General features: G+C 46.6%; 8 protein-coding genes. 6 read left to right on the top strand and 2 right to left on the bottom strand.

Translation table 11 applies throughout. The features are described from left to right. The first annotated feature begins 235 nt into the window (after positions 1-235). The 3 genes from QFZ51_RS00610 to QFZ51_RS00600 are packed head-to-tail and all read left to right on the top strand — an operon-like array spanning position 236 to position 6262. Positions 236-1243, top strand: coding sequence for a FecR family protein (locus QFZ51_RS00610; protein ID WP_429042148.1), 1008 nt, complete (start codon positions 236-238; stop codon positions 1241-1243). 26 nt (positions 1244-1269) lie between these two features. Then, positions 1270-4842, top strand: a complete 3573-nt coding sequence (locus tag QFZ51_RS00605; protein WP_429042146.1) for a SusC/RagA family TonB-linked outer membrane protein — start codon at positions 1270-1272, stop codon at positions 4840-4842. Positions 4843-4867: 25 nt separating this feature from the next. Further along, positions 4868-6262 (top strand): RagB/SusD family nutrient uptake outer membrane protein, encoded by a 1395-nt coding sequence (locus tag QFZ51_RS00600; RefSeq protein WP_429042144.1) that lies wholly within the window; start codon positions 4868-4870, stop codon positions 6260-6262. 59 nt (positions 6263-6321) lie between these two features. On the opposite strand, the gene QFZ51_RS00595 is transcribed toward QFZ51_RS00600, so the two are convergent. Then, a complete protein-coding gene (locus tag QFZ51_RS00595) occupies positions 6322-7008 on the bottom strand; it encodes a peptidoglycan DD-metalloendopeptidase family protein (RefSeq protein ID WP_429042143.1) in 687 nt (228 codons plus the stop codon). Positions 7009-7074: 66 nt separating this feature from the next. On the opposite strand from QFZ51_RS00595, the gene QFZ51_RS00590 reads away from it, so the two are divergent. From QFZ51_RS00590 to QFZ51_RS00580, 3 genes are read left to right on the top strand one after another with little or no spacing between them, the layout of a single operon-like run. Then, a complete protein-coding gene (locus QFZ51_RS00590) occupies positions 7075-7833 on the top strand; it encodes a prolipoprotein diacylglyceryl transferase (RefSeq protein ID WP_429042142.1) in 759 nt (252 codons plus the stop codon). Then, the gene (locus QFZ51_RS00585) at positions 7826-9235 is read left to right on the top strand and encodes a radical SAM protein (protein ID WP_429042140.1); all 1410 of its coding nucleotides are present in this window, start codon (positions 7826-7828) and stop codon (positions 9233-9235) included. The genes QFZ51_RS00590 and QFZ51_RS00585 overlap by 8 nt, the downstream gene beginning before the upstream one ends. Before the next feature lie 10 nt (positions 9236-9245). Beyond that, on the top strand, positions 9246-9512 hold the full coding sequence (locus QFZ51_RS00580) for a hypothetical protein (RefSeq protein WP_370913385.1): 267 nt from the start codon (positions 9246-9248) through the stop codon (positions 9510-9512). A 683-nt stretch (positions 9513-10195) separates the two neighbouring features. On the opposite strand, the gene leuS is transcribed toward QFZ51_RS00580, so the two are convergent. Beyond that, a complete protein-coding gene (gene leuS / locus QFZ51_RS00575; RefSeq protein ID WP_429042138.1) occupies positions 10196-12961 on the bottom strand; it encodes a leucine--tRNA ligase in 2766 nt (921 codons plus the stop codon). Positions 12962-13075: the final 114 nt, after the last annotated feature.

Raw genomic sequence — 13075 nt, 5'->3', positions numbered from 1 at the left:
AAAAATAGTACAGCGCCGGGGCAAACTCCTCCTACGTAGGGGTATTACCAAATATGAAAAATTTATCTGCATATAAAGTCACTAAAATCAATACTTCTATAAGTTTTAATAAAAAAATTATAAAATAATTGAAAAAAAGTGGGGTGTTTTGCGGATTCTTTGTGTTCTGTACTGGAGCAGCAAAGTTCCTTTTTACTTTCCTGTGATGATTTTTGAGGAGCTAATGGATATTTAATTGGAGACCGGTTATCATTTATTTACAAAAGAAGATTTCCTGGAAGATGCGTTCTTCCGGGAATGGGTGAAGCATGCCACACCGGCCGCAACGGCTTTCTGGACGGGCTTCCGGGACAGTGCGCCTCCGAATAGGGAAGCGTTTGAGCAGGCAGTGGTCGCACTGGAAGCTATCCTTAGCCTGCAAAGAATTACGCCGGCAGCAGCCGCAAAAGCCATTGTATGGGAAAGGATACAGCAACAACTGCAGCAACAACAGGTAGTGCCTATTACCCGGAACCGCCGCTGGTACCGGCTGGCAGCAGCAGTGTTACTGCCGCTGCTGATCGTCACCGCCTGGTTCCTGCTTCGTCCGGAGAAAATGAATAAGGTGGTCAGTGCCTATGGTCAACAACTCCGGGTAACATTACCGGATTCTTCTGTAGTCATCTTAAATGCTCATTCGGAGCTGAGTTATTATAACTGGAAAGATGGGAAACGGGAAGTATGGTTACAGGGAGAAGCACTGTTCAACGTTTCCCGCAGGGCCACACCCTCCTTTACAGTGCATGCGGGAAAAGTACAGGTGGAAGTGCTGGGTACCATATTCAACGTGAAGGAAAGAAGGGATAAAGTGGAAGTATTCCTGAAAGAAGGAAAGGTAAAAGTATCAGCTGCAAAAGGTACCGCCTCACTGATCCTGCAACCGGAAGAACAAGCGGATTATGATGCCGGTAAAGGACTGCTGCGGAAAGCTGTCGCTAAAAAAGAAGTAGCGCTGGCATGGACAGAAAGCAAAATGCAGCTACAACAAACCGCTGTAAAAGATATTATCAATACACTGCAGGATACATATGGATTTACTATTATAATAGAAGATACTACTGTGGCCAACCGTACAATAGATGGCGTGTTACCGCTGAATAACGTGAACAATGTATTGTTTGAATTGTCAGCCATACTGAACATGAAAATTGAAAAGAACAATGATACGCTGACCTTTAAGAGCGCCGGTCAGCGCGGCTTTTAAACACATATTATCAAAAACCAAGATCGATGAGGATTTGTATCAAACAAAGCCTGTATGGCTTCCTGTACCTATGCGTGTTGTTACTGGGCAGTTCCCGGGCAATAGCGCAACAACCAGCCGGTAAACGTTCGCCTGTTGTTTCTGTTAAAGAAGCCCTGGATAAGGTAACGGCATTATACGGAACTACCTTTATGTATGAAGGCGTGCTGCTGAAAAACAAAACCACCACGGTAAATGTAGCTGCCATGAAAGGCAGGCCGGTGGAGGATGTACTGAAAAGTATCCTGTATCCCCGTGATTTGTTGTTTTTGTATGTAGATAAAAATCACTACACCATTGTACCCCGTCAAAGAAAAGATATGCAGACCAGTAACCTGGTACAGTCATCACCGGCTGCAAGCGCCGATTCCTTTGAGGAAACAGGAACCCGCACGGTGAATGGAACAGTGAAAGACCAGCGTGGTAGCGTCCTCCCGGGCGTTACCATCCAACTGGAAGGACAAAGAAAATGGACAGTAACCGATAACAATGGCTACTTCCTGATCACCATTCCCGCAGATGCCGGCGTCCTGTTATTTTCTTACTCCGGTATGGAAGCAAAGAAGGTTGCATTGGGAAGAAGTAATACGCTGCAGGTAGTAATGGAAAACAAAGTGCTCAATGAAGTGGTGGTAACAGGTTATCAAACCCTGTCGAAAGAACGCGCCACCGGCGCATTCGCCACTGTAAAAGCTGCTGACCTGGAGAAACGCCGCATTTCCAGTCTCGCGCAGGTACTGGAAGGTACACTTCCCGGCGTAGTAAGTTATAAAGGCGATATCAATGTGAGGGGAACCAGCACCTTTAACGCTACCAGCGCACCGCTGTATGTGATTGATGGTTTCCCGGTAGAAAACATCGCCTACGACGATAACAGGAGACTGAGGGATTATGTGCCGGATATTAACCCGGAAGATATAGAAAACATCACCGTACTGAAAGATGCGGCGGCAGCCTCCATCTACGGCGCCAGGGCGGCTAATGGGGTAATTGTTATCACCACTAAAAAAGCGAAGTCCGGCCCGGCACGCATCAGCTTTTCCGGTGATTTTGCCATGACGCCAAAGTACGATCTCTCTTACCTGAAGAGAGCCGACGCTAACGAAATAATAGACCTTACCTACGATTACTTTGATAATGACCCTGCATTTAAAACAACACCGCTCACGGAAGCCGCACGCCTCCGCGCCGGCGCAGGAATAGTAACGCCTGCGCTCGACTACCTGCTACAGGTGGCAGAAGGAAAAATTACCCGTGCAGAAGCAGATGCAAAGCTGAACGAAATGCGTCATCAAAACGTATTCAATCAACAGATCCTGGATCACCTGGTGCGCCCCGCAGCTAATCAGCAATACAACCTGTCGGTATCCAAAGCCTCCGCAGGCAACGCTTTCAGTTTCTCTGCCACTTTCAGAAATGACCAGGGGTACAACAAACAGGATGTAAATAAATCACTGGGATTGAATTTTACCAACACGCTCACCATCAACAAATGGCTCACGGCTACCGCGGGCATATACCTGAATTATGGCGATAATAAACGTACGGGCGCCGATGGAATGTCTGCTACCGGTTTATTTAATAGCATGATGCCCTTTGAATCCATTTATGATGCACAGGGAAATGCATTGCCGTTAAGGAACACCCAAACTGCAGACGACAAGGCTATTTATGACAAATATGGTCTCTATTCTATCGATAGAATTCCGGAACAGGAAATGAACAAAAACCTGCTCTATACCCGTTCCATTAAAACCCGGGCCTATGGTAAACTAAACGCAAAGATTACTTCGTGGCTCAACTATGATATCATGTTCCAGTATGAAAAGAACAGTGGTAAAACGGAGCAGCTAATGGATGTTACTTCCTATTACATGCGCGATAAACTCAACACATTTTCCGCATTGGATACAAGGGGAAATACTACCTATAAATTACCGGTGGGAAACGCATTCCGCAACACGGGCGATTATTTGCGGGCTTATACATTCCGTAACCAGTTAAACTTCAGCAAAACATTTAATGAACGTCACGAAATAATAGCGATTGCCGGTTCTGAAACCAGGGAAGTGAAGAACAACCGCGACTTCAGTGGCATGTTCGGGTATGATCCGCTCACGCTGAGCTACATGCCGGTTAATGCACTGGAGCTCAGTAACCGCTTCATTGGCCTCAATGGAAGACCAGCATCTTTAAGCCCTTCTGAACTGGCGTATTTGAATGAAGTAACCAACCGTTATTTTTCTTTCTATGGAAATGCAGCCTATACCTATAACGACAAATACATGGTGAATGGTAGCGTAAGGTATGATTTGTCGAACCTGTTTGGAACCAATCCTACCTACCAGTACCGCCCTTTATGGTCTGTTGGCGCCAGCTGGATTATGAGCCGGGAACAGTTTATGGAAGGTATCTCCTGGCTGGATATCCTCAAGCTGAGAGCATCTTACGGAATTAATGGCAACGTGGCAAGGAACGCCGGTCCTTTTATGGTGGCATCGTATGGCATCAATACTATGACGGGCAACACCACCGGCTCTATTAATAATCCGCCGAACCCTAACCTGCGTTGGGAAAAAACTGCTACCACAAATGTGGGTATTGATTTCAGCGTATTGAAAAGCAGGCTGTCCGGATCAGTAGATGTATATAATAAGAAAAGTAATGACCTTCTGAGTACCGTGACCATTAACCCCGCGCTGGGCTTTGCCACTGCTTATGTGAACAACGGCGCTATGCAGAACAGGGGAGTGGAACTGATGCTCAAGGGACTGATCGTCCGCCGTCGTAGCTTCGACTGGGATGTTACCATAAATTCATCTTTCAATAAAAACGAAGTTACCAGGGTAGACTATAAGCCCAGAACGGCCAGTGAACTGGTGCCGAATGCAAACGGATACTATGTGCAGGGCGATCCGTACAGAAGTCTTTACAGCTACGCATATGGCGGCTTAAACAGCATCGGTGAACCACAGATCTACAACCAAAAGAATGAGCTGACGGATAAGCTGATCACTACGCCGGATGCAGTGCGTTACAGTGGTACCTATGTACCTGTTTACAGCGGTGCGTTAATCAATAATTTCCGGTATAGAAGTTTCCAGTTCTCTTTCCTGTTTGTATATAACGCAGGGCATGTAATGAGAATGAATGTGCCTTATATCAATGGCAGGTTCCCGAACGCAGTGATGCCGGCAGGCAATACCAATGCGTGGAAGAAACCGGGTGATGAACTGATCACCAATGAGCCGCGTATTACATGGGACTATGATAAAAATGGCAACAATTACAGGAACAGTTATTATATCTATGGCGATCAGACAATCGTAAGTGCTGCTTACATCAAGGCGAGAAATCTCTCCGTGAGTTATTCCCTTCCGAAAAGCTGGTTACACCGGTTGAAAATTGCAGATGCCAGGATCCGTTTACAGGCCGATAACCTGTTCTACATTGGGTTCAACGGAGAAGATATTGATCCGGAAGCGACCGGCTACAATGGTTCAGGGCTTACGCTGCCCATCATGCCAACCTATAATGTTGGATTTAATATTTCACTTTAATTCATGAGGTTGTAAAGATTTGTATATGAAAAGGATCATTCATTTTATATTATGCGGATTGGTGATTACCGGAACGATCAGTTGTAAGAAGTACCTGGAGATTGTGCCGAAGGGACAAAAGATCCCGCAGAGTTTTGAAGATTACAAAGCATTGGTGGAAAATGCCAAAGCGCATTCTTTCGATTACGATAATCAGAACCAGGTAGCCAATGATTTCTATTTAATCGCCAACGGGCAGGCTACGCTTAATTTAACCAGTATTAATTTCAACTGGCAGGAAACCCAGGACCGGTTGCAATATACTTCTGATGATGCAGGGTATAATGGCGCCTACACCGGCATCTTTATTTATAATGTGCTGGTGAATAATGTACAGAACGCCACTACCGGTACCCAGGCGGATAAAGACCGTTTAATAGCGCAGGCGAGGGTAGGCAGAAGTATGTTGTACTTCTACCTGATCACCAGCTATGCTAAAATGTATGATCCGGCCACTGCCGCCACGGATCCGGGCGTATTCCTGAATACATCGGATAATATGGAAGCATCCATGAAACAGGTATCGGTAAAAGAGATGTATGAATTTATCCTGAAAGATCTGAATGCGGCGATGCCTTATTTGCCTGTACATCCGGACAATCCTTACTTCTCAGGTAAAGGCGCGGGGTACGCATTGCTGTCGAGGATACATTTATTTATGAAAGACTATGCCTCCGCCGCTTCCTTTGCGGAGGAAGCCTTAAAACAGAACAGCGAACTGTTTGACTATGTGAATTATTATAACGAGAATAAAGTATTGGCAGATGGTACGAGCCCTTCTATCAATATCCCGAAGTATGAATTCAGGAACCCGGAGAATTATAACTTTCACTACGGCAGCTCTTATATGCAGGTACAGGGCATGTATATTTCTATGCTGCGGGAATCCGATTCAGCGCAGTATGATAAAGGAGACGCCCGGTTTAAAGTTAATTTCACAAAGCGGGCCCTTGGTTTGGAAACCATCTGGACCTACCGCAGAAGGGATGATGTAAATGCCGCAGGGCTTCGCACGCCGGAAATGTACTATGTAAAGGCTGAATGCCTGGCCCGTGCCGGGAAAATTGCAGAAGCCATGAACGTACTAAATACCGTGCGCCGTAAACGTATCCTGCCGGAGTTTTATGCAGATGTAACTGCCACTGACCTGGCTGGCGCCATTGCGCTGATCCGCAGGGAGCTGAAGTGTGAATACAGGGGCACCGGGCTGGTATATCTTGATTTGCGCAGGTTTAACAACGATCCGCAATTCAGGGCTACCATCACGAAGCAGGAAGGTGATAAAACCTATTCCATTACGCCTGATTCCCATTTATGGATTATGCCGTTTTCGCTGAATGCGATGGCGTATGGCGAAGGGCTGATACAGAATTCAAAGTAAGATATTAAAACCAACCATTACCATCAGGTTGCCGGTATATTGCCGGCAGCCTTTTTTATTTAATGGGTGTACTGGTTGAGCTGGAGGATTATATCGGGGTCGGGGCAGTTTTGCAGGTATTTCTCTTTTTCGCTGTAGCGGCATACGCCGGGATAATCGCCGCGGAAACCCTGCATATCTTCAATTACCTGGAAATGCAGATGTGGCGGCCATCCGCCGTTTTCGGCAGGTGTGCCGAAATGGGCCAGCGCCTGACCGGCAGTGATGGGCATATTTTCATACAACCCCTGCAGGTTGGAAATGCTGAGATGACCGTACAGCGTGTAAAAGGTATATCCGTCCAGCTGGTGCTGCAAAATGATGGTGGCGCCATAATCACCGAAATGATCATTAAAACGGAAGCTATGTACATGCGCATTCATAGGGGCATACAGCCGGGTGCCCGTTTCTCCCCATACGTCGATGCCAAGGTGCAGCCGGCGTGGTTCTTCCCCGGCGTCAAAATGAGGACTTACCGCATAAATAGTACGATGCTCTGCATAGCCGCCAATTCCCAGCCGGCAGCCACTTTGTTCCAGCGTATTGTCGATATACCGGCTGAAGCGGTTAATGTCCTGCAGTATGTTTTTGGTGAGGGTCGTGTTATTGGCGGTGAAATCCATTACCAGCAGGGGCTCATGATCTCCCAGAAGCGGAATAACCGGCTTAAAGGTGGACTGATATTTCTTTAATACCTCCTGTAACATATTTTGTAGTGCTTGACTTTCGTCTAAATATAAATATTAATTTGTGTATTAAATAATGCTGGTCCTTTGCAGTTCCCCGTTTATATCAATTTGTTTTCCTTACATTTTCCGCTGCACGCAGTAACGGAAACCCTGGGTATGTTTATTGGCTTCCGGTATTTTTTATACCTGCGGAAGCAGCAGGGCGACCGGATAGAAAGCAGTAACCGTCTCTGGGCCATTATAGGCGCCATTTTCGGCGCTTTGTTCGGCAGCCGGCTGTTAGGGGCGCTGGAGAACCCGCCGGGGCTGTATCATGCCCATAACCTGCTGTTTTATATCTATCAGAATAAAACCATCGTAGGAGGACTGCTGGGAGGTCTTGCCGGAGTAGAACTGATCAAGAAGGTGATCGGCGAAAAAGATTCTACCGGCGACCTGTTTGTTTATCCGCTGATACTGGCCATGATCATAGGCCGTATAGGTTGTTTTACGATGGGTATTTATGAAGAAACCTATGGGCTGCCCACTTCATTGCCCTGGGGCATGGATCTGGGCGATGGCATTCCCCGGCACCCGGTATCTCTCTATGAAATTGTTTTTTTAATATTATTATGGCAGATGTTAGCCGGCATCAGCCGCCGCTATTCCCTGGCAAACGGCGCACGGTTTAAACTTTTCATGATTGCCTACCTGCTGTTCCGTTTCGGGCTGGATTTTATCAAACCAGGATATCGCTTCGCTTTCGGGCTGGGATCTATACAGCTGGCCTGTTTGGCCGGGTTACTCTATTATTCACCGGTGATTATTTTTCCGTCACGACTAACACAAAAACAATATGCCTGAAAAAAATTACACCTACTACGATTTTACACTCAGCATCTGCAGTACCTGTTTGCGCCGTGTAGACGCGAAGGTGATATTTGAAGATGAAAAGGTTTTCATGATCAAGCATTGCCCGCATCATGGAAAAGAAAAGGTGTTAATCGCTACCGACATCGACTATTACAAAAATACCCGCAACTATAACAAACCATCTGAAGCGCCGCTTAAAACCAATACCAGCACACACTATGGCTGTCCTTATGATTGCGGCCTCTGTAAAGATCATGAGCAGCATTCCTGCCTGAGCGTCATTGAAGTAACAGACCGCTGCAATCTTACCTGCCCCACGTGTTACGCCATGTCGTCACCGCACTATGGCCGGCACCGTACCCTGGAAGAAATAGAGCAGATGCTGGATATCATCGTGGAAAACGAAGGTCAGCCCGATGTAGTACAACTCAGCGGGGGAGAACCTACTATCCATCCGCAGTTCTTCGAAATACTGGATATCGCCAAAACAAAGCCGATCCGGCATCTCATGGTCAACACCAATGGTGTGCGCATTGCAAAAGATAAAGAATTCACCGCACGCCTTGCTACCTACATGCCGGATTTTGAGGTATATCTTCAGTTCGACAGCTTTAAGCCGGAAGCGCTGGAACGTATGCGGGGAAAGGATCTGACCGATGTGAGAAAACAGGCGCTGGAAAATCTTAATGAAGTAAATCTAAGTACTACCTTAGTAGTAACCCTGCAACGCGGCGTGAATGAAGAAGAAATGGGCGCTATCATCGACTATGCCCTGAAACAACCCTGCGTTCGCGGTGTTACGTTTCAGCCGGTACAGGTGGCCGGTCGCACCGATGGCTTCGATCCCGCTACGGATCGTATTACCCTTACAGAAGTGCGGCAACGTATCCTGGAGCAATCACCCATCTGGAACGATCACGACATTATTCCCGTTCCCTGCAACCCGGACGCTTTAGCAATGGCCTATGCCCTCAAAATAGAAGGACAGGTATACCCGCTCACCCGCTACGTGGATCCTGCTGTGCTGCTGAATAATTCAAAAAACACCATCGTGTATGAACAGGACGAAAGACTGCATCAGCACATCCTGAAAATATTCAGTACCGGCATCTCCACCGATGCTGCGGTAAATGATATGCAGTCGCTGCTTTGCTGCCTGCCACAGGTACAGGCTCCCGGTCTCGACTATACGAACCTGTTCCGCATTGTGATCATGCGCTTCCTCGATGCTTATGATTTTGATGTGCGCGCCATTAAAAAATCGTGCGTGCATATTGTGCATAAAGATGGCCGCATTATCCCATTTGAAACCATGAACCTTTTTTACCGTGATGATAAAGAAGCCTATTTAAAACAACTCCAGGAAGAACGGACCTTTATTCCTATTGTTTAAATAATTGTATATGAATAAATTTTTCAAAGATGTACTCTTGTTTACCCTGATACCACTGGGCATTTTCCTGCTGATGTGCGTAGCCGGCGATGAAGGGATCATTGCTGCGGGACTGATAGCAATGTTTTTGGTAGGGGGTTATTTTATAATCGGACTGATACTGATCATTGCTAATAAGAACCACATAGGGAAAGTATTATTATTATCGTCGGGGATTATTTTGCTGGTGGGGTTGTCCACGTGCGGGATTATTTTAAGCGGGTTGAGTATACGGTAAGGAGGTTGTCTTGGACGCTGATTACGCTGATTTTACTGATTAATTTTTGGGATTTTTGGAGATGAGTGCATTGGCCGGATTTTAATTCAGTAGCTGATATTCTCTATTGAAAATTGATTTAAATTTGGCTTTTCATTGAATTTTTGGAAAATTCCGTGAAATTCAGCAGCTCTTACCAACAGTATTCCTTAAATAATTAAAAAAGTTGAGCGGCATTTAATAAGCTATTGCTATTAAATGCCGCTCACACTATATCGGGTATACATTTCATTAATAAGGAAGTGCCGCGTCTAAACACCCTGCACTTTTTCGTCTGTAACGCCCTGTGATAAACGATCTTAGATTCAAGTCCACGTCACTTCCACATCACCTCCGGGTCATCTGCATGTATTAAGCATATGCTAAGTATGAACGAAGTATTTCCCGGTCAATCTTTAAGTAATCTTTATTCATCCCCAACTCCTCCATCAATCTCCCAAAATCACAAAAAGATTAATCAGTAAAATCAGCGTAATCAGCGTCCAAGACAACCTCCGCTCTTATCTTCCCAAATCCCAAAAAGCTAATCAATAAAATCAGCGTAATCAGCGTCCAAGACGACCTCCGCTCCGATCTCCGCAAATCACAAAAGGTCTAATCCATTAAATCAGCGTAATCCTGAGAAAGACAACCTCCGCGCGGCATTATATCACCACATTGATCATCTTCCCTTTTACGATAATCACTTTTTTAGGCGCCTTCCCTTCCAGCCATTTCTGCACTACTTCGCTGGCCAGTACTTCTTTTTCGATGTCAGGAATAGCGGCGTCCAGTGAGAAGCCCATTTCAGAGCGGGTTTTACCGTTGATCGCAATAGGGTAATTGAAAGCGCTTTCTTTTGTGTATTGTTCTTCATACACCGGGTAAAGTGCATTCAGAATGCTTTCATTATTGCCTATATACTGCCACAGTTCTTCACACAGGTGAGGTGCATAGGGGGTGAGCAGGATCAGCAATGGTTCCAGGATGCTGCGTTTGTGACAACGCAGGGTAGCGAGTTCATTTACGCAGATCATAAACTGGCTTACAGCTGTATTGTAGGAGAAGCTGGATGTATCGTGATCTATTTTCTGGATCGTTTTATGCAATATTTTCAGTTCTTCCGGCGTAGCTGGTTGTTCATTTACCAGGATGCCTTTTTGCTCATCGGCAAACAGGCGCCACAGTTTTTTCAGGAAGCGGTGTACGCCTTCAATACCTTTGGTATCCCAGGGTTTGGATTGCTCTACTGGTCCCAGGAACATTTCGTACATACGGAAAGTATCAGCGCCGTATTTTTCCACCAATTGGTTTGGATTAACGGTGTTGTACTTGCTTTTGCTCATTTTCTCTACTTCCGCTCCACAGATGTACTGTCCGTCTTCGAGAATGAAGGTGGCAGCATGATAATCAGGTTTCCATTTACTGAAGGCTTCTGTATCTAATATTACTCCATCAACGAAACTCACATCTACATGAAGTCTGTCGGTTTGATAATTGTCTTTTAAGCCTGCAGAAACAAATTCATTTGTTCCATGAATACGATATACGAAGCGGGATGAGCCCTGAATCATCCCCTGGTTAATCAGCGATTTAAATGGCTCATCAAAACCGATATGTCCCAGGTCGTACAGCACTTTCGTCCACATGCGGGAATAGAGCAGGTGTCCTACGGCATGTTCGGTGCCGCCTACATACACATCTACCTGGTTCCAGTAATCGGTGGCTTTACGGTCTGCAAAGGTGTTGTTATTATGTGGATCCATATAGCGCAGGAAATACCAGCTGCTGCCGGCATAGCCGGGCATGGTGTTGGTTTCGCGCTTTACGCCGGGGGCTACGTTCACCCAATCGGTGATGTTGGCCAGCGGGCCTTCACCTTCTTCACCGGGTTTATAGTTTTCCACATGCGGTAATTCCAGCGGCAGGTCTTTTTCGTCCATCGCGTAAGGAATACCGTTTTTATAAATGATCGGGAAAGGCTCGCCCCAGTAGCGCTGACGGCTAAAGCCGGCGTCACGCATTTTATAATTGATCTGGCGTTTACCGATACCCAGTTCTTCCAGTTTAGTGATCACCACATCCATAGCAGGTTTCATGTCCATGCCATTGAGGAAGCCGCTGTTTTGCAGTTTGGCTTCTTTGGTTGGATTGGCTTCCTGCCCGTTGAAGGCGTCGCCAATGATGTTGGTGATAGGGATATTGAAATGTTTGGCAAAGCCAAAGTCGCGCTGATCGCCGCAGGGCACCGCCATGATGGCGCCGGTACCATAGCCGGCCAGTACGTATTCCGCAATCCACACCGGTATTTCGCGGCCATCAAACGGGTTGATGGCGTAGGCGCCGGTAAAGCAGCCGGTAATTTGTTTTACATCGGCCATGCGCTCCCGCTCGGAGCGGCTTTGCACGTATTCGAGGTACTTATCAATTTCAGCTTGCTGATCCGGGGTGGTGATCCGGGATACGAGCTCGTGTTCAGGCGCTATCACCATGAAGTCCACGCCGAAGATGGTATCGGGGCGGGTGGTATATACCTCCACATGTTCGGTGGAGTTTTTCAGGGCGAACTTAATTTCGGCTCCCTGGCTTTTGCCGATCCAGTTGCGCTGCATTTCTTTCATGGCATCGCTGAAGGATACTGTTTCCAGTCCTTCCAGGAGACGGTTAGCGTATTCGGTGATACGCAGGAACCACTGGCTCATCTTCTTCTTTACTACAGGGTAACCGCCGCGTTCACTTACGCCGTTCACTACTTCGTCGTTGGCGAGTACGGTGCCCAGTGCTGCGCACCAGTTAACTTCCGCATGCGCCAGGTAGGCGAGGCGATACTGCATCAATATGTTGCGCTGTTCCGGCTCACTATAGCTTTTCCAGTTGGCCGCCGTGAATTGTATACTCCGGTCGCCGGGGCAGATATGACCGGCGTTACCTTCTTTCTCAAAAATAGCTACCAGGGAAGTGATGGGTTCTGCTTTCTTTGTGCTGCGGTTGTACCAGCTTTCAAAGATCTGCAGGAAAATCCACTGCGTCCATTTATAGTAGGAGGGATCGCTGGTAGTTACCTGGCGGTCCCAGTCGTAGCAAAAGCCGATGTTATCCAGTTGTTCACGGAAAGCCTTGATATTCTGTTCGGTGGTTACTGCGGGATGCTGACCTGTTTCGAGGGCATATTGTTCTGTTGGCAAGCCGAATGCATCGTACCCCATGGCATGGAGTACATTAAAGCCTTTTAGTCTTTTATAGCGGGAGTAGATGTCCGTTGCAATGTATCCCAGCGGGTGGCCTACGTGTAAACCAGCCCCGGAAGGATAGGGGAACATGTCCAGTACATAACATTTGGGCTTTGGACTGTTATTGCTCACACGGTAAGCATGCGATTGCTCCCATTGTTGCTGCCATTTTTTTTCGATTGCCCTGAAATTGTATTCCATATCTGTTGTAGATGAACCTTAATTGTCCGGATATAAACAATACGTCCGGTCATTAAGGCGTTATCAGTTATAATTTAAAAAGTTGCTATAATGCCTGTTCAGCAAAATAATGTT

The organism is Chitinophaga sp. W3I9, assembly GCF_050434025.1.
GTDB lineage: Bacteria > Bacteroidota > Bacteroidia > Chitinophagales > Chitinophagaceae > Chitinophaga.
The sequence above is the reverse complement of the archived record's forward strand: the minus strand, read 5'-3'. Positions and strand labels throughout refer to the sequence as shown.

What these genes read in the sequence shown, in the direction of transcription:
- QFZ51_RS00605 (WP_429042146.1), top strand. Translation starts at nt 1,270, where the DNA reads ATGAGGATTTGTATCAAACAAAGCCTGTATGGCTTCCTGTACCTATGC.
- QFZ51_RS00600 (WP_429042144.1), top strand. Translation starts at nt 4,868, where the DNA reads ATGAAAAGGATCATTCATTTTATATTATGCGGATTGGTGATTACCGGA.
- QFZ51_RS00595 (WP_429042143.1), bottom strand. Translation starts at nt 7,008, where the DNA reads ATGTTACAGGAGGTATTAAAGAAATATCAGTCCACCTTTAAGCCGGTT.
- QFZ51_RS00585 (WP_429042140.1), top strand. Translation starts at nt 7,826, where the DNA reads ATGCCTGAAAAAAATTACACCTACTACGATTTTACACTCAGCATCTGC.
- QFZ51_RS00580 (WP_370913385.1), top strand. Translation starts at nt 9,246, where the DNA reads ATGAATAAATTTTTCAAAGATGTACTCTTGTTTACCCTGATACCACTG.
- leuS (WP_429042138.1), bottom strand. Translation starts at nt 12,961, where the DNA reads ATGGAATACAATTTCAGGGCAATCGAAAAAAAATGGCAGCAACAATGG.